Source organism: Lichenibacterium dinghuense (genome assembly GCF_021730615.1).
Taxonomy (GTDB): domain Bacteria; phylum Pseudomonadota; class Alphaproteobacteria; order Rhizobiales; family Beijerinckiaceae; genus Lichenihabitans; species Lichenihabitans dinghuensis.
This window is the reverse complement of record NZ_JAJLMN010000001.1, coordinates 4,394,061-4,415,479: the sequence shown is the minus strand read 5'-3', so window position 1 is coordinate 4,415,479 and position 21,419 is coordinate 4,394,061. Positions and strand designations below refer to the sequence as shown.

Sequence of the window (21,419 nt, the reverse complement as noted above, 5' to 3'; positions counted from 1 at the left end):
AGGCGGCCCCGGAAGGAGGGCGCGACGCCGGGTGGAACCGGCCGGGCCGCGCGGGACGCACGCGTGACGCTCGAGCAGTTGCGCGTCTTCGTCGCTGTCGCCGAGCGCGAGCACCTCACGCAGGCGGCCCGCGCCCTCCGCATCGCCCAGTCGGCCGTCAGCGCCTCCGTGGCGGCGCTGGAGGCCGAGTTCGCGGTGGCGCTGTTCGACCGCGTCGGCCGCGGATTGCGGCTCACGCCGAGCGGAGCCGTGCTGCTCGCGGAAGCTCAGGCCGTTCTGCGGCGGGTCGATCAGGCCCGCGAGCGGGTGAAGCGATTCTCCCTCGACCTCGCCCGCAGAGGGCCGTCGGACGGCGAAGAGCCGTGAGATGGAACCGTTCCGATCAAACGATTGGACCGATGCGGAGCGCCGGCTCACTGTCGTGAAGCGCCGAGATCCCGCCATGTCGGGCGTTCGGCGCCCGTTTTCGGCAGTTCAAATGGGGGGTGGGCGTTGAAGGTCGACGGGCGGCGCCATCGCGGATCTTCGGCTGCGGCGGGTAAGGCGTGGGTGGCGCTGGTCGTGGCCGCTTGGTCCATGCCGGGGGGAACGGCCCGGGCCGACGAAGCCACGGTCGCGGCCGGGGCCGCCATCGCGGCGCACAGCACGGTGGCGGGGCGGGCCGCCTGCTCGTCGTGCCACGGGCAGGACGGCGCCGGCCAGCCCGACGTCGGCATTCCGCGTCTGGCGGGGCTCTCGGCCTATTACATCCACGAGCAGCTCGGCTACTTCGCCTCCGGCGCGCGCCACAACTACGTCATGTCGTCCTATGCGGCGGCGCTCACCCCTGCCGAGCGCCGGGAGGTGGCCGACTATTACGCGAGCCTGCCCGTGCCGCCGAACCCCGATCCGCTCCCGGTCGCCGCGGCGGCCCTCGACCGTGGGCGGACGCTGTTCCTCAACGGCGCGCCCGACAAGGGGCTGCTGTCCTGCTCGCAGTGCCACGGCACGGACGGGCTCGGGGTGGGGAGCTTCTCGCCGCGGCTGGCGGGGCAGTCCGCGGCCTACATCATGGACCAGCTCCAGCGCTGGCACAGCGGGGCGGATCGCGACCCCAAGGGACAGTACATGCGGGCGATCGCCGGGCGGCTCGACACGCCCGACATGCGCGCCGTGGCGGACTATGCGGCGTCGCTGCCGAAGGAGGGACGCAAGCCATGAGGACAGCACCCGCCCTGGCCGGGACCGCCGCGAGCCTGGCGGCGATCGCCGCTCTGGCGACGCTGGTCGGTGGCTGGGGGCTGCCGTGGTCCGGCGGCGACGCGAAGCCGGCCGCCAAGTCCTACGAGCCGCCCCCCGACAGCGCCATCCCCGAAGGCAAGTTCGGCGACGAGGTCCGGCTCGGCCAGAAGATCTTCCGTGAGCCCGGCACCTACGCGGCCCATTACGTCGGCAACGACCTCCGCTGCAGCAACTGCCACCTCGCGGCCGGGCGCCTCGCCGGTTCGGCCCCGATGGGTCCCGCCTACACGGCCTATCCGGCCTACCGGGCCAAGAACGGCCACGTGAACTCCTTCGAGGAGCGGCTCCAGGGCTGCTTCCGCTACAGCATGAACGGCAAGGTCCCTCCGCTCGGCGACCCCGTGCTGGTGGCGCTCGAAAGCTACTCTTACTTCCTCGCCAAGGGGCTGCCGGTGGACGAGAAGGCGCCCGGCCGCGGCTTTCCCGAGCTGCCGAAGCCGCCGCTGCCGGCCGACTTCGCGCGCGGCGGGCAGGTCTACGCCCAGCACTGCGCGTCCTGCCACGGCCCGGACGGCCAGGGCCAGTCCTCGGGCGGCAAAATCGCCTTCCCGCCGCTGTGGGGGCCGCGCTCCTTCAACTGGGGCGCCGGCATGGGCTCGGTCAAAAACGCTGCCGAGTTCATCCATGCCAACATGCCGCTCGGCCTGGCCGGCTCGCTCAGCGACCAGGAGGCCTGGGACGTCGCAACCTACATGGACAGCCAGGTGCGCCCGCAAGACCCGCGCTTCACCGGCGACGTCCAGGAGACCCGCATGAAGTTCCACGACACCCCGACCTCGATGTACGGGCGGACCGTCAATGGCGCCGTGCTGGGCGACCCCGCCGTCACGCCGCCCGCCGGCACCGTGCCGCCTGCCGCGAGCGCGCCAGCGCCGGCCGGGGAGGAAAAGTGATGGCGGAGGGCGGAATCGCGCAGACCGACGAGACAGTCGGCTCGGTGGACGAGCGGCCCGTGCGGCCGACCGGGACATGGGTCGTAGCGGGCTTCCTCGTCTTCGCCATCACGGTCATCTGGTGGCTCACCGCCGCCGTTTTCCAAGCCCGCAGCTGAGGAAGCGACGATGAGCGACGTCGCCGGGCGTCCCGGTTTCGAGGACGCTTTCCACAAGGCCGCCGAGCGCCACGAGCGCGCCTGGGTCTTCGTGACCCTTGTGATGCTGATGGGCATCCTGGCCTGCACGATGTATTTCGTGGTCTACGACTACGGCGTCGTGGTCCGCACGGCCGCCTACCGGTCCGACCCGACGGCGCTCGGCGGACCGGCGCCGGGCGTCGTCCCGGCCGCCGACGCGGGCCTCGTCAGGACGGGGCCGAACAGCTATGCGGTCCATATGGTCGCCCACATGTGGGGTTGGACGCCGAGCCCGCTCCACGTCCCGGAGGGGGCGACCGTGACGTTCTATGTCACGTCGATCGACGTGCTGCACGGCTTCGAGGTCAAGGGCACCACTATCAACGTCACCGCGGTGCCCGGCATCACGGGCGAGGTGACCTACACGTTCAAGCACGCGGGCACGCTCGACATCGTGTGCAACGAATATTGCGGCATCGAGCACCAGGCCATGCTGGGCCGCATCATCGTCGACCCCAAGAGCCCCGCGTGAGCATCGAGAGCCCCTCATGAGCATCGCCCTCGCGCCCACCGGCGCCCTGTCCCGCCCGGCCGGCGACGCCCTGGCGGCGCAGCGCCGCACCATGCTGGCCTTCCTGGTCTGGGGCTTCTCGGCCCTGATGATCGGCGCCGCCATCGGCCCGCTGCAGGCCCTCAACTACGGCGGGATCAACGCCTATCCGGCCCTCGCCCCGGTGCTTCAGACCTACTACCAGGGGCTGACCATCCACGGCGTGCTGAACGCCTATATCTTCACCTTCTTCGTGACCTGCGGGCTGCTGGTCTACCTGCCGGCGCGGGAGCTCGGGCTCGCGCCCAACATGCTGCTGTGGCGGTCCTGCTTCGGCCTCATGGCCGCGGGCACGCTGATGCTGCTCTACGCCATGTTCGACAATTCCTCGAGCGTGCTGTGGACCTTCTACCCGCCGCTGAAGGGAAGCCCCTTCTTCTACTTCGGAATGACGCTCGTGGTGCTGGGCAGCCTGCTGCCACTGCCCATCCTGCTCGACATGCGCGCGCGCTGGAAGGGCCGCCGCCCGGGCGAGGTGACGCCGCTCGTGACCTATATGAGCACGACCACCATGCTGATGTGGGGCCTCGCAGGCGGGGGAGCGGCGATCGAGCTCATCGTCCAGCTCGACCCCTGGTCGGCCGGCCTCGTCGACACGATCGACCCCATCGTGGGCCGCACCCTGTTCTGGTGGACGGGCCACCCCATCGTCTACTTCTGGCTCATGCCCGCCTACGTGTCCTGGTACGGCCTGCTGTCGAAGCAGTGCGGCGGCAAGCTCGTGTCCGACCCCATGGCGCGGCTGACCTTCGCGTTGCTGCTGGTCTTCTCCCTGCCGGTCGGCTCCCACCATCAGTTCACCGACCCCGGCTTCTCGCCCGTATGGCGCGGGATCCTCACCGCGCTGACGCTGTCGGTGGCGTTGCCGAGCCTCATCACCGCCTTCACGATCGGCCTCAGCCTCGAATATTCGGGCCGTCTCGCCGGCGGGCGCGGCGTGCTCGGCTGGTTCACCGCGTTGCCGTGGCGCAACCCGAGCGTGGCCGCCCAGGTGCTCGCGATGGTGACGTTCATCTTCGGCGGCGCGACCGGGATCGTGAACGGCAGCTGGGAGCTCAACAACATCGTCCACAACACGACGTGGATCCCCGGGCACTTCCACATCACGGTCGGCACCGCCTCGGCCCTCACCTTCATGGGCGTGGCCTTCTGGATGATGCCGCATCTCACCGGTCGCCGGTTGCTCAGCCGTCGCCTGGCGCTCGCGGCGGCGTGGCTCTGGTTCGGCGGCATGTCGGTCTTCGCACTCGGCATGCATTGGGCGGGCCTGCATGGCGTGCCGCGCCGCGCCTGGGTGTCGTACCTGCCGCAGACGGTCTACGACCGGCTCTACGGGGACGCCCATTTCCCGCTGACGATGGTGGCGGTGGGCGGCGTCGTGTTGTGGCTCGCGACGTTCTGCTTCTACGTCGTGTTCCTCGGAAGCCTCTTCACGCGACGCCTGTCCACGCCGGTGCCGATCCCCTTCGCCCAGGCCTTCGGCGGCGCGGAGAGTTACGCGCTCGACGGCGGCGAGCCCATCGGCATCGTGGCGCACCGCCACCTGTCGCCGCTCGCCAAGGCGCTGGAGCACCTCGGCCTCATCACGGCCTTCACGGCTGTCGCCACCGCGGCCGCCTACGTGCCGATCTTCTGGCCTTTCGTGCACAACATCACGCGCGCGCAGGGCTGGTCGGTCTGGTGAAGGCCGTCGGCCGGCGCTGGCTGCTGCGGTCGGCACCGCTGATCGCGCTCGCCGCCGCGCTGCCCTGGGCTTTGCGGGGGTCGGCTCCGGCGACTGCGGGCTCGCCGGTGCCGGGCGACCCACGCCTGCCGCTCGCCCTGCCCGGCACGGACGGGCGGCCCTTCGATATCGGGGCGGAACGCGGGCGCGTGGTGCTGGTATACTTCGGCTACACCCACTGCCCGGACGTGTGCCCCTCGACGCTGGCCGACCTTCGGGACGCCGTGGGCCGCCTCGGGCCCGATGCGGGGCGTGTGCGCGTCGTCTTCGTGACGCTCGACCCGCGGCGTGACACCGGCCCGCTTCTCGCCGACTACCTCGCGAGCTTCGCCCCCGCGGCGGGCGCCCCCTTCGTGGGGCTGGTTCCCGACGAAGCGGCGCTCGCCGCCGCGGCGAGGGCCTGGGGCGTGACATGGCGCAGCGCGGAAAGCGGCGCTTACCTCGACCATTCGTCCGTGGTGACCGCCGTGGGGCCGGACGGGCGGGCGAGGCTGCGCTATGGTTTCTCCCAGTCGGCGGACCCTGCCGCCCTCGCGCGCGACGTCGAAGGGCTGATCCATGGCGCGTGAGGGCTCGGCTTTGCGGCTCTCGGCCGGCCTCGCGGGCTTGGCCGTCGCTGCCACGGCAGCGGCCGGCCTGCGCGATCCCCTGGCCTCCATGGCGAGCTACACGGCCGCCTTGATGGCGCTGAACCAGCTCGCGCCGCCGCTGCTACTCGCGGCATTGCCGCGGCCGCACGGCGCGGCGGCGGTCGCCGCGGCCGTCCTGTTCGATCCGATCGCCGCGCTCGCGGCCTTCGGGGCGCTCAGCGCGGCGGTGAGCCTGCCCGGCCTCCTGAACCCGACGCTGGCCGGAGCCCTCTATGCCGCACCGCTCGGCGCGCTGGAACTGCTGACGGGCCTGATGATCTGGGCACAGGTGATGCCGGCGACACGACGCCTCCGCGCCGACTGGCGCGTCGCGCTGCTGGTCTGGATCGGGACGCTGCCGATGACCGTCGTGGCGGCGGTCTGGATGATGGCGCCCGCCGTCATCTACACGCCCTATCTCGACGTGATCTGCCGCTGGGACGTGCCGCCGCTCGTCGACCAGAAGTGGGCGGGTTTCGTCATGCTGCTGGCCGGCATGCCGCTCCAGCTCGCCGCCGCCTGGGTGCTGCTCGGCCTGGGCGGATCCACGACGGTTCGGCGGCCGGGCGACACGGGCCAATGTGCCGCTTAAGGGCTGTCCCTCGGATCAGCAGCGAGATGCCCGATATCGCGTCGCGTGCCGTCGTGTCGCGATCAAGCGATCCGCCCGAGGGCGGGTCGCAGATGGTTCGGGCCGGAGCGCCGATGCCCCGGCCCGGTCGCACGATCAGCGAACCTTGTTCTGCCGCATGGCTTTCGCACGAGCCGCCATCCCGGTCGGTGCAGCGTTGTTCGACACGGGGCCGTCGGCACCGAGCTGAGAGTTATGGGCCGAGGCAGCGAACGCCGGCATCGGCATGGCAGCGAGAGGCAGGAGGACCAAAGCGGCAGCGGCGGCGATCTTGAACGTCGTCATGTTCACATCTTTCTTCCATCTCGGTTCGCATCGGATCTGACCATGTCGGTCGTCCTCTGGTCCCGAGCAGTCGGCGGCTCATCCACCGAACATGACGTTGATGTGACACTGGGCCGTCCATCGTTCCAACCGTCGTTTCTGCTCAGAACGATCGATGAAATCGATGTAACTGGCTTTGAAGGCTACGGTCGTGAAGGCGCGAAAATCATCGCCCACATCGATCGTTCCGTTCGTCATCCTGTGTTGGATCGAACGGTCCCGCGGGCCGACAGTGCCGTCATCGAGACAGCGAGGACGCCATGTCGGACCAGCCCCTCATCCCGCAGCAGATCGGAGCCCGCCCCCTGCCGCTCGCCGGCGTCGGCCGCGGCGCCCTCCGCGTGCTGCCGGGCTTGGCCCTTTGCGCCGGCGTCACGGCCGCGGCCTACGGGCTCGAGGCCGGCGAGGCCCACCTGTTCGGCCGCGCCTGGCTCGAAGCCCTCGTGCTCGCCATCCTGGCCGGCACCGCCGTCCGCACTGCCTGGACGCCCGGCGCACGGTTCCGCTCCGGCATCACCTTCGGCGCCAAGCAGATGCTGGAGATCGCGGTCGCGCTGCTCGGCGTCTCCATCTCCTTCCGCACCCTGGCCGAGGTCGGCCCTGGCCTCTTGTTCGGCATCGCCGGCGTGGTGGTGCTGGCCATCCCGACGAGCTTCGGCATCTGCCGCCTGCTCGGCCTGCCGAAGCGCATGGCCGTGCTGGTCGCCTGCGGCAATTCCATCTGCGGCAACTCCGCCATCGCGGCGGTGGCGCCCACCATCGGCGCCGACGGCGACGACGTCGCGGCCTCCATCGCCTTCACGGCCGTGCTCGGAGTGCTCGTCGTCCTCGGCCTGCCGTTCTTCGGCGCCGCTCTGGGCCTCAGCCAGCTCCGCTTCGGCGCGCTGGCCGGCCTCACCGTCTACGCCGTGCCGCAGGTGCTGGCCGCCGCCGCGCCGGTCGGCCCCGCCGCGGTGCAGATCGGCACGCTGGTGAAGCTGGTGCGGGTGCTGATGCTCGGGCCGGTGGTGCTGGCTTTGTCCATGCTGGCGAGCCGCCTGCGCGACGAGCCCGACGAGCCCGCCCCGAACGTGACGGCCGGCGACCGCCCGAAGCCCGGCCATGTCCCGGTCCACCGCATGGTGCCGCCCTTCATTCTGGCCTTCCTGACCTTCGCGACCCTGCGCTCGGCCGGCCTCGTGCCCGCCGCCGCCCTCGCCCCCACGGCCACCGTCGCCAACGTGCTCACCATCCTGTCCATGGCGGCGCTCGGCCTCGGCGTCGACGTCCGGGTGGTGGCCCGGGCCGGCCTGCGCGTCACCGGCGCCGTGACGCTGTCCCTTGCCGCCCTCGGCGCGCTGAGCCTCGGCCTGATCCGCATCCTCGGCCTCGCCTGAGCCGCGACAGAAAAGGGCGCGGGCGGAGCGACACCCAAGCCGGATGTCGCGATCTTCAAAACGCACTGAGCTGGAGTTTATGAAAGCATGAAGCTGTTTGGTCTCGGAGGGTCTGTCGCACCCAAAGCTCGTATCGAGCGAGCGGGGCGCCTTCCGATCGCTGAGGCGAGATCCGGATCTACCCTGTCTCACGCGGTCCGACCGCTCCTCCTCCCTCTCGTTCTGATTGCCAGCGTCGGGATGCCGCCGGCGACCGACGCGGCGGAGAGGCCCATCGATGTGAGTCAACTGATGTCGAGCCAGCCGTTACCCGATATTTGGCTCGGCAAAGACGATGCCCCGATCACGATCATTGAATACGCATCCATGACGTGCACCCATTGCGCGGCCTTCCATGCCGACGTCTGGCCAGCGTTGAAGGCCAAGTACATCGACACCGGCCGTGCCCGCTTCGTTTTGCGCGAGTTTCCGCTCGACCCACTGTCAACCGCGGCCTTCATGCTCGGGCGATGTGCGGGGGCCGAGAAGCGGGACGCGGTCCTCGACCTCCTCTTCGCCAAGCAGAACGACTGGGCTTTCACGGACAAGCCCGCCACAGCGCTGGAGGAGACGGCCAAGCAGGCCGGCATCGCGCACGACGCCTTCCAGGGCTGCCTGAAAGATCAGGCGCTCTATTCTTCGATCAATGCCGAGCGCGATCGGGCAGCGTCCGCCTTCGCGGTGGACTCGACCCCCGTATTCTTCGTCAACGGCGTCAAGCATGTGGGCAGTCCGAGCATGGACGACCTAGACCGGATGATGTGATGGCTGAGCGGCGGTTTGACCGATGATCGATGTGTGTGAGCTCCGACCCGGCTTCGGCGGGGAGGCAGCGTCGTGGCTCAGCGGCGCGGGACGCGACGTTCCCGACGCGCGAGCGCTGCTCGAGGATTTTAGCGCACGTCTGATCGACCTCGGCCTCCCGCTGATCCGGGCCACCACCCACGCGCCGACGCTGCATCCGTCCTACCGGTGGGTGATGCGCGTCTGGCACCGCGGCCGGCCGACGGTCGAACTGCGGCGACGTCACGGCGTCGAAGGGACGGCCGTGTTCCACGGCAACCCCGTCGAGCACGTCGTGGCCACCGGCGAGCCGTTCCTGTGCAGGCTCGACGGCCCTGCGCCGCTGCCCTTCCCCATGCTGGAGGAGCTCAGGGCCGAGGGCCTCACCCACTACCTCATCGTGCCCCTCAGGGCCTCCGGAGGACGGACCGGCGCGGCCTCCTGGGCGACGGACGCCGCGGGCGGGTTCTCGCCTGAGGCAGTCGCGGCGCTCGTCGCGCTCGCCGACCCATTCTCGCTCGTCTTCGAGCTGAAGGGCCTCGACCGCATGCTGAGCGACGTGCTCGAATCCTACGTGGGCCATGATCCGGCGCGCCGCATCCTGGCCGGCACGGTGCGCCGCGGCGACGTCCGCCCCATGCGGGCCGCCATGATGCTGACGGACCTGCGCGGCTTCGGCGAGCTGTCGGACCGCGTCGGGGCCCACGCGGTCGTGGCGAGCCTCAACCGCATGTTCGGCGCCCTCGTGCCCGCGATCGAGGCGCGGGGCGGAGAGGTGCTGAAATACACCGGCGACGGCGTGCTGGCGGTCTTCGACGCCGGCCGAGGCGAGGCCGAGGCGCGTCGCGCGGCCTTCGCGGCGGCCGAGGACGGCCTCGCCGCCCTGTCGGACCTGCGCGACGAAGCCGGACGGCTCTTCGAGGTCGGCGTCGCCCTCCACGTCGGCGATGTCGCCTATGGCAACGTCGGTGGCGGCGACCGCCTCGACTTCACCGCCATCGGGCGCGACCTCAATCTGCTCAGCCGGGTCGAGCGCCTGTGCAAGTCCTACGCCCTGCCGCTGCTGGCGACCGACGCCTTCGTGAACGGGCTCGACCTCCCGCTCGACCTCGTGGACACGGTGGCGCTGCGCGGCTTCCCGGAGCGGCACGCGATCTATGGCCGGCCGATCGACGCGCTCCGCGGCCTCGCGGAGTACGTCCCTTGAGGGTGCCCCTCCGAACGGCCGGCGCTGCCCTGGCGGCGGGCGTCGCCGCCGACGCCGTCAACACGGCGATGCTGTGGGGCTTCGACGCCCTGGGCGTGCCGACCGCCCACGGCGGGCTCCTGCGGCTTCTCAAAGGCTCCGCCGACGCGGCGCTGGCGACGGCCAGGGTGGGTGCCCTGCCGACGCCCACGTCCGCCTTCCAGATCGGCTTCCACGCCGCCGTGGGCCTCGCCATGGCGCTGGGCTACGCCGCCGCCGAGCCGCATCTGCCCGGGCCGCCGTGGTCCAAGGCGCTGGCGACCGCGCTGGCGGTCTGGCTCGTCAACGCCGCCCTGGTCCTGCCGGCGACCGGCGAAGGACTCGCCGGCTCGCATCACCTCGGCGGCCTCGGCATCGCGGCCTTCGCGCTGGCCCACACCGCGTTTTTCCTCGTCCTGGCCGAGGCCTACGCGCGGCTGCGACCCATCCACCATTCGCGGAAGGCGATTGGACCGTGCCGCGCCCAAACGGCAAGGTGATGCAGCTTTCAGAGGACGGGGACGACATGCCATTCAACGCGGGCCGCTCCACGACGAGACGGGCGCTGCTCGGCCAAGCGGGCCTCGCTGCAGCGGCGATCGGCGTCGCGAAGGCGCGGGCCGCCGAGATCGCGTTGCCCCTGCCGAGCGACCCGCGCGACCGGGCCATCACCGATGCCTTTCCGGGCAAGAGGGCGATGATCCTGCAGCGCACGCGCCCCCCGCTGCTCGAGACGCCGCTATCCGCCTTCAACGAGAGCGTCTTCACCCCGAACGACCAGTTCTTCGTCCGGTGGCATTGGGCGGTGATCCCGCAGATCGTCGACGTCGCGAGCTTCCGCCTGAACATCCATGGCCACGTGGAGCGTCCCGAAGCCATGACGCTCGGGAGCCTGCTCGGGATGCGCCACGTCGAGCTCGCCGCGGTCAACCAGTGCTCCGGAAACTCGCGCGGGCTGTTCGAGCCGCGCATCGCCGGCGCGCAGTGGCTGAACGGCGCCATGGGCAACGCCAAGTGGGTCGGCGTCACGTTGAAGGACGTGCTCGACCGCGCCGGCGTCAAAGCGGGGGCCGTCGCGGTCCGCATGCATGGTCTCGAGACGCCGGTTGTCGACGAGGCGCCGCGGTTCATGAAGAGCCTCGCGATCGACCACGCGCGCGACGGGGAGGTGATGATCGCCTTCCAGATGAACGGCGACCAGCTCCCCGTGCTGAACGGCTTCCCGCTGCGCCTCGTGGTGCCGGGCTGGTACTCGACCTATTGGGTCAAGATGCTGTCTGACATCGAGGTGCTGGACAAGCCAGACGAGAGCTTCTGGACCAAGAACGCCTACCGCATCCCCGACACGCCGCACGCCAGCGTCAAGCCCGGCGAGACCGGTTATGCCACGGTGCCGATCAACCGGATGGTGCCGCGGAGCTGGTTCACCAGCGTGGCGCCGGGCGACCGCGCGCTCGCGGGTGCCACGCTGCCCCTGCGCGGCATCGCGATGGGCGGCGACAGGGGCGTCGGCAAGGTGGAACTGTCGACCGACGGCGGGACGACCTGGGCGGCGGCCAAGCTCGGGCCCGACGAGGGCACCTATTCGTTCCGGCGCTGGACCGCCGAGCCGTCCGCGCCGGCGTCCGGCTCGCTCAGGCTGGCGGTGCGCTGCACCGACACGGACGGCCGCTCACAGCCCTCGTCGCCGAACTGGAACCCGAACGGATTCATGCGCAACGTGGTCGAGACGCTCGACCTTCCCGTGGCCTGACCCTTGCGTCCCGACAGGAGACCGCCATGCCATTCCGACGCCCCTCGACTGCGCCCCGACGGCGCGCCGCCGGCCCCCTGGCCGCAGCGGCAGCCCTGCTGCTCGGCGCCGGATCCGCTTCGGCCGGAGACGCGGCCGACGCCACCGTGTCGGGCGGCGGCGTGACGCTGAAGAGCGCCGTCATCACGCTTCCTTCGAGCGACCGCGGCTTTCCGCCGGGTCCCCATGCAGACGCGATCGAGAGCAACTGCCTCGCCTGCCATTCCGCCGGCATGGTGCTCAACCAGCCCGCCCTATCGCAGGCGGAATGGCGAAACGAGGTCACCAAGATGGTCAAGGTATTCAAGGCGCCCGTGTCGGATCAGGACGCCGACGAGATCGTCGCCTATCTCGCAGCCATGAAAGTCGATCGGTAGTCGAAGCGCGCCCGGCGTGCGGGGACGCGACGCCGCCGCGACGTGTGGCCCAGCCCGTCTCAGTCACGGCCGCCCGGCGGGTTCCAGCGCTGGAACGACCTGACTTGGCAGGCTTGCCCACAGGGCGTTCCCTCGATCGAACGGACCATGTCGGCCGGCGACCCATAGGCGCCATCGGGCCCGCGGTAGTCGTCGGGCGGGATGACGAGCCGCTCCGGCGCAGCCATATTCGCTGGCGGACGCGCGGGTCGGGCCTCCGCACCGCCCGTCCCCGAAGCAGCGGCGCATGCCAGGGCGAAAGCTATCAGGATGGCGCTTCTCAGATGTGTCATGGTCGCATCTCCAGATTTGGGAGCGGCATCGTCCGATGCCCATGCCAAAGAGATGGTGGCCTTTCAGGCCTAAGACCAATATAAATCGAAGGTCGTTCCGATCGGTCGAGCCGATCGTTCGCCCTGATTTCTTCGCCCGACCTGCCGATCGCAACCGACGCTCGGAGATGCCTCGATGAAGGGTGGGTGCAGACGCGATACTGATCGCGAAAGACGAACGATATCGCTCGTAACGCTGCGCGCTGGGCCCACGAACACAGGACGACGTCCGCGACTGTCTCGCGGCCATCACGAGGAACTGGGGATGTCGCGATGAGAGAGACCAAGATGTGCACGTTGCGTCGGGCCGGCACGGCTGCGGCGCTGGTCGTTCTCTGCTGGAGCGGCGCCGCGGCGGCCTCCGAGACCCTACACGTCTACGGGCCCGGCGGCCCCTTGCCCGCCGTCAAGGAGGCCGCTGCGGCCTTCAGCAAGCAGGCCGGCGTCACGGTCGACGTAGTCGGCGGGCCGACTCCAGCCTGGATCGACAGGGCCAAGGCGGACGGCGACGTGGTCTACAGCGGCGCCGAGACCATGATGACAGACTTCGCCAACGCGCTACCCGGCGTGCTCGACCCGGCGACGGTCGCGCCGCTGTATCTGCGCCCGTCGTCCATCCTGGTCCGGCCCGGCAACCCGAAGCACATTGCGGGCTTGGCCGACCTGCTCAAGCCCGGACATCGCGTGCTTGTGGTGAACGGGTCGGGCCAGGGCGGGCTGTGGGAGGACATGGCGGGCCGCACCGGCAGGATCTCCGACGTCAAGGCGCTGCGGGCCAACATCGTCGCGTTCGCCAAGAACAGCGCCGAGGCCAAGAAGGCCTGGACGGACGATCCCAGCATCGACGCCTGGATCATCTGGGACATCTGGCAGGTGGCCAACCCCACCATCGCCGACGCCGTGCCGGTCGAGCCGGAGTACCGCATCTACCGCGACACCGGCGTGGCGCTGACGACCGCCGGCGAGAAAAAGCCCGAGGCCAAGGCCTTCGCGGAGTTCCTGGCCTCCCCGAGCGGCCAGGCGATCTTCGAACGCTGGGGCTGGACGGCGCCGAAGTGAAGACAATCGACGACGGGGCCACAGCCCCATCGACCGTGCCCTGGCCGCCGCTCGTCTTCGGCGCGACAGCCGTTGCCGCGGTCGGCCTCGGGCGCGCGCTGCCTCTGAGGCGGCGCCTGCCCTTGGGCGTTCGCATGCTCGGCGCGGCCGCGCTCGCGGCGGGGCTGGCGTTCGACGTCGCCGCCATGGCGACCATGCGCCGGCACCGGGCCAACATTCTGCCCCACCGCTCCGCCACGGCGCTGGTGACGTCGGGGCCGTTCGCGCTGACGCGCAATCCCATCTACCTTGGCAACACCCTGGCGCTGGCTGGGGCGGGCCTCTTGTCGTCCAACCCCTGGCTGCCTGTGGGCGCCGCCCTCGCCGCGCGGGCCGTGGCGGATCTGGCCATCGTGCCCGAAGAGCGACACATGGCGGCGCGCTTCGGGGAGGATTGGGTCGCCTATGAACGGCGCGTCCCGCGTTGGCTCGGCGTGTTGCATTGACGACGCCCAACCATCAACACTTCGTTTACGGACACGGGCTCTCGTGATCGCGCGAGGCTGGCGCTCGATCGACAGGATCGGCGCGCCACCGATGCGCGGAGGACGAGGATGGGCGGTGTAGCGCGCGTGAAGGTGGTGGTCGTGTCCCTGGGCACGGTCCTGGCGCTGGGTCCACAGGCCTGGGCTTCCCCGCCGTCGCCCTGGATGACGGGGCGCTGGTCCAGCGACGGCTGCGCCGACCCGTCCTCGCCCGGCACACGCTTCTTCGGGCCGGACCGGACGCGGTCGAAAGACGACGACTGCAGGATCGCCCTCACACCCGGGCCGGACGGGAGCCACAGAGCCCACCTAACCTGCCGCTACCCCGGAGCACAGGCCGACACGGCCGACGTCGTGCTCGACGTGAGGAGCCCGACGGTCGTCGACTGGGTGAACGAATGCGCGAAGGTGACGTACCGCTACTGCGGACGATAGGGATCGACGCGATGAGCCCGGACGAGGCCCGCGTGGCCGCGACGGCGATGTCGCGAACCGCCTCGTTCTGGATCGGCTCTCAGGTGGCCATGCTGCCGACCGTGCGCCACAGCATGTAGGCCGCCACCACGAAGATCACGCCGGAGAAGAGACGCGTGAAGGCGGTGTGGTGCGGCGCCAGCGCGGAGGCCATACGCATGCCGGCGAGGCCGCCGAGCACGCCGCCGACGATATAGAGCCCGGCGACCGGCCAGTCGACCAGCCCCGAGGCAGCGTAGTTCAGCGCCGTGGCGAGGCCAAAAGTCGCCACCGCGAGCAGCGACGATCCCACCGCGAAGATCATCGGCATGCGGGTCGACATCAGCAGGCCCGGCACGATCAGGAAGCCTCCGCCGATGCCGAAGAATCCCGAGAGGCCGCCGACCGCCAGCGCGGCGCCCGACACCCGCGGCAGTTCCTCGCCCAGCGTGCATGTCCGATCGGCCTCGGCGGCCGCCGGCTTGGCCCGGAGCATGAGCAGCCCGACCACCACCATCAGGATGGCGAACAGGAACAGCAGACGCTGTCCGTCGAAGTGCTTGCCCAGCGTCGAGCCGACGAAGGCGCCGAGCACACCCACGGTCGCGAAGATCAGGGCGCTGCGCCAGCGGACATGGCCGCAGCGGGCGTGGCCGGCGAAGTTGAAGAGGGCGTTGGCCGATACCGACAGCGCTCCCGTGCCGATGGCGACGTGCGGCGGCAGGCCCACGACGTAGAGGAGCAGCGGCGTCGCCATGATGGAGCCGCCGCCGCCGATCAGCCCCAGCGTGAGGCCGACGAGGCCGCCGCACAACACGGCGAGGGACAGGTGCAGCGGGTCCATGGCGGTCCTCTCAGGATTTCGCGGGGAGCGCGCGGTGGAGCGCCATGCCGGCCAGCATGGCGGCGACGAACAGCGCGCCCTTTGGCAGCAGCAGCGGCAGGGCCGCGAGCGCGGGGCCCGGGCAGAAGCCGGACAGGCCCCAGCCCACCCCGAACAGCGCCGCCCCGACAAGGAGCCGCGCATCGACGTCGGTGCGGGTGGGCAGGTCAAAGCGCGGCGCGCAGAGCGGGTGGCCCATGCGCCGCGCCACGCGGTAACCCAGTGCCGACACACCGACGGCGCCCGCCAGCACGAAGGCGAGCGTCGGATCCCACGCCCCGGCGACGTCGAGGAAGCCGAGCACGCGGCGCGGATCGATCATGCCCGACAGGGCCAGCCCCGCCCCGAACAGCAGGCCGGCCAGGAGGGCGACGGCGATGCGGGCCCTCACGGCAGCAAACCCAGATGGCGCGTGGCGAAAACGGTGAGGACCGCCATAGCCATGAAGGTCGCGACCGCGGCGGCCGAGCGGACCGACAGCCGGGCTAGGCCGCACACGCCGTGGCCGCTGGTGCAGCCTGAGCCGAGCCGCGTGCCGAAGCCGACCAGCAGCCCCGCGGCGACGAGCACGGGCCAGGGCGCTGCGATCTGCACCGCCGGCCAACCGCCCGACGCGGCGGCGTAGAGCACGGGGCCGAGGACGAGGCCGATCAGGAAGGCGCCGCGCCAGGGCGTGTCGTGGTCCGGGCGGCCGAGCAGGCGCGCCGCGATGCCGCTGATGCCAGCGATGCGGCCGTCCGCGACGAGGAGCAGGGCCGCTGAGGCGCCGATCAGGGCGCCCCCGGCGAGGCCCCGCAGGGCGTCGGCCTCCGTCATGCCGGCCTCCCGACGCTGGCGAAGGCCGCGCCCATCAAGGCGGTCGCGGGCCGGCAGGCCGGGACTGTCGGCTCATGTGCCGGCGGCCCGGCCAGGCCCAGCCCCGCCGCGAGGCCGCGCACCAGCGCGGCCCCGTCAGGTTCGGACAGGGCGTAGATCACCGCCCTGGCGTCGCGCCGCGCGGCGATCAGGCCCGCCTCGCGCAGCACCGCGAGCTGCTGGGAGAGCGCCGGCTGGCGCAGGCCGAGTTCCACCTCGATCGCCCCGACCGCGCATTCGCCGTCGAGCAGGCGCAGGGCGATGCGCAGCCGCGCCGGGTTAGCGAGGGCGCGCAGCCGCTCGGCCGCCGTGTCGAACTCCACCGACGCCATCACGGCTTACCGCCCTGCGGCCCGGGTAGCGGGCCGGTGCGGTAGTACCAGCCGCCGTCCCGGTCGTCCGGCATCGCCTCCCCGCCGAAGGTGAGGGTCGGCGGCAGGATCACCTCATCCCCAGGACGCCAGCCTTCGGGCGTGTTGACCCCATGCCGGTCGGAGACCTGCAGGGCCTCGACGAGGCGCAGCAGCTCCTCGACGCAGCGGCCGGTGGTGAGCGGATACCAGGTGATGGCCCGCACGACGCCGTCCGGGTCGATGACGAAGACGGCGCGCACCGCGGCCGCATTCGCCGCGCGGGCGTGGATCATGCCGTAGGCGCGGGCTATGGCCATCGAGGGGTCCTCGACGATGGGGAAGCCGACCTCGACGCCGAAGTCCTCGCGGATAGAGCGCAGCCAGGCGAGGTGCGACAGCAGGCTGTCGACCGACAGGGCCAGGAGGTCGCAGTCCATGGCGCGGAAGCGCGGCGCGGCGCGGGCCAGCGCGATGAACTCGCTCGTGCAGACGGGGGTGAAGTCGCCCGGGTGCGAGAAGAACAGGAGCCAGCGGCCGCGATAGTCGGCGAGCGAACGCTCGCCCATCGTGGTGCGGGCGCGGAACTCCGGCGCGGGATCGTAGAGGAGGGGTGGCCCCCGAAGGGCGGGGCCAAGTGCTTCGGTCGAGGTGGTTAGTGGCTGCATGGATCGAGGTTACGAAACCACTTGCATGTTTGCAATAGGCGCATAACGTAGATCTCGCAATCATTGTGGCCGACCCGTTGGGCTCTCGCCGCACCTGCTTGAGGCCTGCCATGAACGCGCCCTTCAGACCCGAGTCCGCCGGCATCACGCCGTCCAGCCGCCCGGCGGCCGAGCGCCGCTTCACCGTCGTCATCGTCGGTGGCGGCGCCGCCGGTATCACCGTGGCGGCCGAACTGCAGCGCCACCGGCCGCAGGCCAGCGTCGCTATCGTCGACCCGTCTGAGACGCACTCCTACCAGCCGGGATGGACGCTGGTGGGCGCCGGCGTGTTCACGGCCGAGCAGACCCAGCGGCGGGAGGAGACCCTGATCCCGTCCGGCGTGACCTGGATCCGGCACGCCGTGACGCGGTTCCACCCGGACGCGGACGCGGTCGAACTCGCGGACGGTAGCCGCGTCGGCTACGACCAACTCGTCGTCTGCCCCGGCCTGCAGCTCGACTGGGGCAAAATCCAGGGGCTCGAGGAGACGCTCGGCCGCAACGGCGTGTGCAGCAACTACCGCATTGATGCGGCGGCCTATACGTGGAAGTGCATCAAGGGGCTGAAGGGCGGCACTGCCCTGTTCACCCAGCCGCCCATGCCGATCAAGTGCGCAGGCGCCCCGCAAAAGATCATGTACTTGACCGCCGACCGTCTGCGGAAGAAGGGCCTGCTCGCCGCGACCAAGGTCCGCTTCTGCCTCGCCGGCGACGTGCTGTTCGGTGTGCCCTTCTTCGTGCCCCCGCTTCAGGCCGCCGTGGACCGCTACGGTATCGACGTATCCTTCAAGCACGACCTCAGGGCTGTAGACGGGCCCGCCCGCAAGGCCACCTTCGCGGTAACGGGCTCCGACGGATCGAGCCGGGAGGAGGTCATGCCCTTCGACATGCTGCACGTCGTGCCCCCGCAGAGCGCCCCCGACTTCGTCAAGCGCAGCCCGCTGGCCAACGCTGCCGGATGGGTGGAGGTGGATCCGTCCACGCTCCAGCACGTCCGCTACGCCAACGTCTTCGGCCTCGGGGATGCCGCCGGCACCACCAACGCCAAGACCGCGGCGGCCGTGCGCCTGCAGGCGCCCGTGGTGGTGCGAAACGTCGTGGCGGCGCTCGACGGCAAGCCGCTGACCGCGAGCTACGACGGCTACGGTTCTTGTCCTCTCACCACTGCCTACGGCGAAGTGGTAATGGCCGAGTTCACCTACGGCGGCAAGGTCACGCCGAGCTTCCCGCTCGACCCGCGGGTACCGCGCTCAAGCATGTGGCATTTCAAGACGCGCTTCCTGCCCCACCTCTACTGGAGCTGGATGCTGCGCGGCAGCGAGTTCGACATCAAGCACCGCGAGCGGTCGTTCGCCAAGGCGGCGTGAGGCTGCCATGTTGAGCGCCGTATCACCCGCCCGCGCGGGCGGCCCCGAGGTGACGGGCTTCTACGACCCCCGCACCTTCAGCATCCAGTACATCGCGGCCGACCCGGCGACGGGCCGCTGCGCGCTGATCGACCCCATCCTGGACTACGACGAGAAGTCCGGATCGACCTCGACGGCGAGCGCCGACGCCATGCTCGACGCCGTGCGCGAGCGCGGCCTCGAGGTGGAGTGGGTGCTCGACACCCATCCCCACGCCGACCACCTGTCGGCGGCGCACTACCTCAAAGGTCGCACCGGCGCCCGCACCGCCATCGGCGCCCGGGCCGTCGAGATGCAGCGCATGTGGCGCGGCATCTACAATCTCCCCGACTCCCTCCGCTGTGACGGGTCGCAATGGGACCGGTTGTTCGAGGACGGAGACCGGTTCGAGGTCGGGAAACTACCGTGTCGCGTGATCCTGTCGCCCGGCCACACGCTGGCCTCGATCACCTACGTGGTCGGCGACGCCGCCTTCATCCACGACACCTTGTTCATGCCCGACTCCGGTACCGCGCGTGCCGACTTCCCCGGCGGTGACCCGCGGCAGTTGTGGCGCTCGATCCAAAAGATCGTCGCCATGCCGGACGGCACGCGGCTTTTCAGCGGCCACGATTACCAGCCTGGCGGGCGTGAGCCGGCTTGGGAAAGCACGGTGGGCGAGCAAAAGCGGTCCAACAAGCACCTCGCGCCGGGGATGGACGAAGACGCCTACGCAGAACTGCGGTCGGCGCGAGACCGCACCCTGCCGATGCCCAAGCTCATCCTGCATGCTCTGCAGGTCAACGTGGCGGGCGGGCGCCTGCCCGAGCCCGAGGCCGACGGGCGGCGCTACCTCAAGATTCCGCTCGACGCCTTCCCGAACGCGAACTGGGGCTGAGGCCGCGCCGGCCTTTACGCCGGCAGGTCGACCTCCGCCCGGAGGCCGTTCCCCTCCGGGCGATTGGCGAGGCTGAGGCGGCCCCCGCAGCGCCCAAGCGCGAGATCGACGATGGCGAGCCCGAGGCCTGTCCCGGTCGGACTGCGATGGCGCCCACGGAAGAAGCGGTCGCGCACGCGGGCCAGCTCGTCCTCCGGGATGCCGGGACCCTCGTCCTCCACCGCGAGCAGCACGCGGCAGCCGTCCCGCCGCCCGGACCAGCGCACGGCGCCGCCCGCCGGCATGTGCTGCACCGCGTTCTCGTGCAGGTTGCGCAGCGCGAGTGCAAGGCTGTCGCGGTCGGCGTGGCACGACAGGGCGCGGAGTCCCGGGTCGACGCGCGTCTCCACGCCCCGGGCGGCGTCGGCGGCAGGATCGACCACGTCGCCCAGCACGTCGCCGAGGCCGACGAGGTCGCGCCGGCCCCCGTCCACCATGGCGTCGAGCCGCGAGGCGGCGAGGAGCTGCCGGATTAGCCGCGTCGCCCGGTCGACCCCGGCCAGGATCTGGCGCAGGGCCCGCGCGCGCGCGGCCGCGTCCGACGTACCCAGGGCCACCTGCGCCTGCGTCTTCAGCCCCGCCAACGGGGTGCGCAGCTCGTGCGCCGCCATGGCGGTGACGGCGCGCTCATGTTCCCGCGCCGCTTCCAGCCGGTGCAGCAGCGCATTGAGTGCGGCGGCGAGCGGGCGGATCTCGCGCGGCGCGTGGCCGGGATCGATCGGGCGCATGTCGCCCTCCCCGCGCTCCTCGACCTCCCGCGCCATCGCGCGCAGTGGCCGCAGGCCGCTGCCGAGGCTCGCCCAGATCAGCGCCGCCAGCAGCGGAACGATCAGCGCCGCGGGCGCGAGCAGGCCCTTGATCAGGTCGCGCACCAGCCGTTCGCGCAGGCCGAGCCGGTCGCCCACCACCACGCGCACGCCCTTGGCGGCATCCTCGACGGTGAAGACGCGCCAGCGCTCGCCGTCGATCGTCCGCTCCGAGAAGCCACCCTCGTGGCCGAGCGCCTCCGCGGGCGCGCTGTCGGAGCTCGCCATCAGGCGGCCGTCGAGCGACCAGATCTGGCAGGACAGCTGGTGCGTGTAGCTTTCGCGCGCCGACGAGCCCCCGAGCAGCGGGGCGGCGGCCGCCACCGCGGGGCGGGTGCCGTCGGCGGGGGCGACGAGTGAGTCGACCATGCGCGCCGCCTCCTGCAGCCGCGCGTCGAGCACGTGCTCCAGCTCGCGGCGGGTGCCGAGGTCGATCCACACGACGGCGCTCACCCACAGGGCGCCCGTCGCCAGCGCCAGGATCGCGAAGAGGCGCAGGCGCAGGGACCTCACGGCGCGACCCTCGCCCGGTAGCCGAGGCCGCGCACCGTCTCGATCGCTTCGCGGCCGACCTTGGTCCGCAGGTTGTGGACGTAAACCTCGACGGCGTTGCTTTCGACGCCCTCCTGCCAGCCGTAGAGCCGCTCCTCCAGCTCGGCGCGCGAATGGATGACGCCCGGCCGCTCGACCAGGGCCTGGAGCACGATGAACTCGCGGCGCGACAGCGCCACCGGCCGCCCCGACACCGTGGCGCCGAGCGTGGCGGGGTCGAGCACGAGGTCGCGCCACGCGATCTTCGCCGCGGCCCGTCCCTCCTTGCGGCGCGCCAGCGCCCGCAGGCGCGCCGCCAGCTCGTCGAGGTCAAAGGGCTTGCCGAGGTAGTCGTCCGCGCCCGCGTCGAGGCCGCGCACCCGGTCCGCCACCTCGTCGAGCGCGGTCAGCAGCAGCACGGGGGTGCGGTCGCCCGACGCGCGTAGGTCGCGCAGGAGGTCGAGGCCGGAGCCGTCGAGCAGCATGAGGTCCAGCGCCACCGCGTCGTAGGTGCCGCAGCCGAGCGCATGCCGCCCGTCGGCGATGCCTCGGACGGCGTCGACCGTTGCCCCGGTGAGCGCCAGCCCGGCCGCGATGCCGTCGGCCAGGAGGTCGTCGTCTTCCACGAGCAGAACGCGCATCATCTCCTCCGCCACCCGTGGGGCGCCCCCGAGCTTAAGGCTGGCTTAAGCTCGG

The 21,419-nt window shown here is 71.2% G+C and carries 26 protein-coding genes and 1 pseudogene; 19 read left to right on the top strand and 8 right to left on the bottom strand.

Annotated features, from left to right (window positions below; translation table 11 throughout):
- Nucleotides 1-63: 63 nt before the first annotated feature.
- The 8 genes from L7N97_RS21050 (at nucleotide 64) to L7N97_RS21015 (ending at nucleotide 5,907) form a co-directional block, all read left to right on the top strand.
- A complete protein-coding gene (locus L7N97_RS21050) occupies nucleotides 64-366 on the top strand; it encodes a LysR family transcriptional regulator (protein ID WP_309242831.1) in 303 nt (100 codons plus the stop codon).
- Nucleotides 367-549: 183 nt separating this feature from the next.
- Entirely contained in the window at nucleotides 550-1,200 is a 651-nt protein-coding gene (locus L7N97_RS21045) for a c-type cytochrome (protein ID WP_237480219.1), read from the top strand.
- Entirely contained in the window at nucleotides 1,197-2,174 is a 978-nt protein-coding gene (locus L7N97_RS21040; RefSeq protein WP_237480218.1) for a c-type cytochrome, read from the top strand. The genes L7N97_RS21045 and L7N97_RS21040 overlap by 4 nt, the downstream gene beginning before the upstream one ends.
- Entirely contained in the window at nucleotides 2,174-2,332 is a 159-nt protein-coding gene (locus L7N97_RS21035) for a hypothetical protein (protein ID WP_237480217.1), read from the top strand. Before L7N97_RS21040 ends, L7N97_RS21035 begins: the two co-directional genes overlap by 1 nt.
- Before the next feature lie 10 nt (nucleotides 2,333-2,342).
- Nucleotides 2,343-2,885 carry a cytochrome c oxidase subunit II gene (locus tag L7N97_RS21030; RefSeq protein ID WP_237480216.1) on the top strand — a complete coding sequence of 181 codons (543 nt, stop codon included), beginning with the start codon at nucleotides 2,343-2,345 and terminating at the stop codon, nucleotides 2,883-2,885.
- A 16-nt stretch (nucleotides 2,886-2,901) separates the two neighbouring features.
- Nucleotides 2,902-4,647, top strand: coding sequence for a cbb3-type cytochrome c oxidase subunit I (locus L7N97_RS21025; RefSeq protein ID WP_237480215.1), 1,746 nt, complete (start codon nucleotides 2,902-2,904; stop codon nucleotides 4,645-4,647).
- Nucleotides 4,644-5,255, top strand: a complete 612-nt coding sequence (locus L7N97_RS21020) for an SCO family protein (RefSeq protein WP_237480214.1) — start codon at nucleotides 4,644-4,646, stop codon at nucleotides 5,253-5,255. The genes L7N97_RS21025 and L7N97_RS21020 overlap by 4 nt, the downstream gene beginning before the upstream one ends.
- The gene (locus tag L7N97_RS21015) at nucleotides 5,245-5,907 is read left to right on the top strand and encodes a cytochrome c oxidase assembly protein (protein ID WP_237480213.1); all 663 of its coding nucleotides are present in this window, start codon (nucleotides 5,245-5,247) and stop codon (nucleotides 5,905-5,907) included. The genes L7N97_RS21020 and L7N97_RS21015 overlap by 11 nt, the downstream gene beginning before the upstream one ends.
- Nucleotides 5,908-6,042: 135 nt before the next feature.
- Here the strand turns inward: L7N97_RS21015 and L7N97_RS21010 are convergent, their stop codons facing one another.
- Nucleotides 6,043-6,231, bottom strand: a complete 189-nt coding sequence (locus tag L7N97_RS21010) for a hypothetical protein (RefSeq protein ID WP_237480212.1) — start codon at nucleotides 6,229-6,231, stop codon at nucleotides 6,043-6,045.
- 299 nt (nucleotides 6,232-6,530) lie between these two features.
- On the opposite strand from L7N97_RS21010, the gene L7N97_RS21005 reads away from it, so the two are divergent.
- The 9 genes from L7N97_RS21005 (at nucleotide 6,531) to L7N97_RS20965 (ending at nucleotide 14,251) form a co-directional block, all read left to right on the top strand.
- Complete coding sequence (locus tag L7N97_RS21005; protein ID WP_237480211.1) at nucleotides 6,531-7,646, top strand: YeiH family protein; 1,116 nt, start codon at nucleotides 6,531-6,533, stop codon at nucleotides 7,644-7,646.
- Between the two features lie 291 nt (nucleotides 7,647-7,937).
- The gene (locus L7N97_RS21000; RefSeq protein ID WP_237480210.1) at nucleotides 7,938-8,450 is read left to right on the top strand and encodes a thioredoxin domain-containing protein; all 513 of its coding nucleotides are present in this window, start codon (nucleotides 7,938-7,940) and stop codon (nucleotides 8,448-8,450) included.
- Nucleotides 8,451-8,472: 22 nt separating this feature from the next.
- A complete protein-coding gene (locus tag L7N97_RS20995; protein ID WP_237480209.1) occupies nucleotides 8,473-9,675 on the top strand; it encodes an adenylate/guanylate cyclase domain-containing protein in 1,203 nt (400 codons plus the stop codon).
- Nucleotides 9,672-10,193 carry a hypothetical protein gene (locus L7N97_RS20990; RefSeq protein ID WP_237480208.1) on the top strand — a complete coding sequence of 174 codons (522 nt, stop codon included), beginning with the start codon at nucleotides 9,672-9,674 and terminating at the stop codon, nucleotides 10,191-10,193. Before L7N97_RS20995 ends, L7N97_RS20990 begins: the two co-directional genes overlap by 4 nt.
- A gap of 26 nt (nucleotides 10,194-10,219) precedes the next feature.
- Complete coding sequence (locus L7N97_RS20985; RefSeq protein WP_237480207.1) at nucleotides 10,220-11,446, top strand: molybdopterin-dependent oxidoreductase; 1,227 nt, start codon at nucleotides 10,220-10,222, stop codon at nucleotides 11,444-11,446.
- A 26-nt stretch (nucleotides 11,447-11,472) separates the two neighbouring features.
- Nucleotides 11,473-11,862, top strand: coding sequence for a c-type cytochrome (locus L7N97_RS20980; protein WP_237480206.1), 390 nt, complete (start codon nucleotides 11,473-11,475; stop codon nucleotides 11,860-11,862).
- Nucleotides 11,863-12,506: 644 nt separating this feature from the next.
- Complete coding sequence (locus L7N97_RS20975) at nucleotides 12,507-13,292, top strand: extracellular solute-binding protein (protein ID WP_237480205.1); 786 nt, start codon at nucleotides 12,507-12,509, stop codon at nucleotides 13,290-13,292.
- Entirely contained in the window at nucleotides 13,289-13,777 is a 489-nt protein-coding gene (locus L7N97_RS20970) for a methyltransferase family protein (RefSeq protein WP_237480204.1), read from the top strand. The genes L7N97_RS20975 and L7N97_RS20970 overlap by 4 nt, the downstream gene beginning before the upstream one ends.
- A gap of 108 nt (nucleotides 13,778-13,885) precedes the next feature.
- Nucleotides 13,886-14,251: a hypothetical protein gene (locus L7N97_RS20965; RefSeq protein WP_237480203.1), complete on the top strand. Its 366-nt coding sequence runs from the start codon at nucleotides 13,886-13,888 to the stop codon at nucleotides 14,249-14,251.
- Between the two features lie 79 nt (nucleotides 14,252-14,330).
- Here the strand turns inward: L7N97_RS20965 and L7N97_RS20960 are convergent, their stop codons facing one another.
- The 5 genes from L7N97_RS20960 to L7N97_RS20940 are packed head-to-tail and all read right to left on the bottom strand — an operon-like array spanning nucleotide 14,331 to nucleotide 17,025.
- Nucleotides 14,331-15,104 carry a sulfite exporter TauE/SafE family protein gene (locus tag L7N97_RS20960; protein ID WP_237482338.1) on the bottom strand — a complete coding sequence of 258 codons (774 nt, stop codon included), beginning with the start codon at nucleotides 15,102-15,104 and terminating at the stop codon, nucleotides 14,331-14,333.
- A gap of 19 nt (nucleotides 15,105-15,123) precedes the next feature.
- Nucleotides 15,124-15,543 (bottom strand): DUF6691 family protein, encoded by a 420-nt coding sequence (locus tag L7N97_RS20955; protein ID WP_237480202.1) that lies wholly within the window; start codon nucleotides 15,541-15,543, stop codon nucleotides 15,124-15,126.
- Entirely contained in the window at nucleotides 15,540-15,968 is a 429-nt protein-coding gene (locus L7N97_RS20950) for a YeeE/YedE family protein (RefSeq protein ID WP_237480201.1), read from the bottom strand. Before L7N97_RS20950 ends, L7N97_RS20955 begins: the two co-directional genes overlap by 4 nt.
- Nucleotides 15,965-16,339, bottom strand: coding sequence for an ArsR/SmtB family transcription factor (locus tag L7N97_RS30080; protein ID WP_305069262.1), 375 nt, complete (start codon nucleotides 16,337-16,339; stop codon nucleotides 15,965-15,967). Before L7N97_RS30080 ends, L7N97_RS20950 begins: the two co-directional genes overlap by 4 nt.
- Nucleotides 16,339-17,025: a peroxiredoxin gene (locus L7N97_RS20940; protein ID WP_237480200.1), complete on the bottom strand. Its 687-nt coding sequence runs from the start codon at nucleotides 17,023-17,025 to the stop codon at nucleotides 16,339-16,341. Before L7N97_RS20940 ends, L7N97_RS30080 begins: the two co-directional genes overlap by 1 nt.
- A 110-nt stretch (nucleotides 17,026-17,135) precedes the next feature.
- On the opposite strand from L7N97_RS20940, the gene L7N97_RS20935 reads away from it, so the two are divergent.
- Both L7N97_RS20935 and L7N97_RS20930 read left to right on the top strand, forming a co-directional pair.
- Nucleotides 17,136-18,431: an NAD(P)/FAD-dependent oxidoreductase gene (locus tag L7N97_RS20935; RefSeq protein ID WP_237480199.1), complete on the top strand. Its 1,296-nt coding sequence runs from the start codon at nucleotides 17,136-17,138 to the stop codon at nucleotides 18,429-18,431.
- Nucleotides 18,409-19,347: pseudogene (locus L7N97_RS20930) on the top strand (MBL fold metallo-hydrolase); the annotation flags it as partial. The gene L7N97_RS20935 and the pseudogene L7N97_RS20930, both read left to right, overlap by 23 nt.
- A 14-nt stretch (nucleotides 19,348-19,361) precedes the next feature.
- On the opposite strand, the gene L7N97_RS20925 reads toward L7N97_RS20930, so the two are convergent.
- Both L7N97_RS20925 and L7N97_RS20920 read right to left on the bottom strand, forming a co-directional pair.
- On the bottom strand, nucleotides 19,362-20,705 hold the full coding sequence (locus tag L7N97_RS20925; protein ID WP_237480198.1) for an ATP-binding protein: 1,344 nt from the start codon (nucleotides 20,703-20,705) through the stop codon (nucleotides 19,362-19,364).
- Complete coding sequence (locus L7N97_RS20920) at nucleotides 20,702-21,364, bottom strand: response regulator (RefSeq protein ID WP_237480197.1); 663 nt, start codon at nucleotides 21,362-21,364, stop codon at nucleotides 20,702-20,704. Before L7N97_RS20920 ends, L7N97_RS20925 begins: the two co-directional genes overlap by 4 nt.
- Between the last annotated feature and the right edge of the window lie 55 nt (nucleotides 21,365-21,419).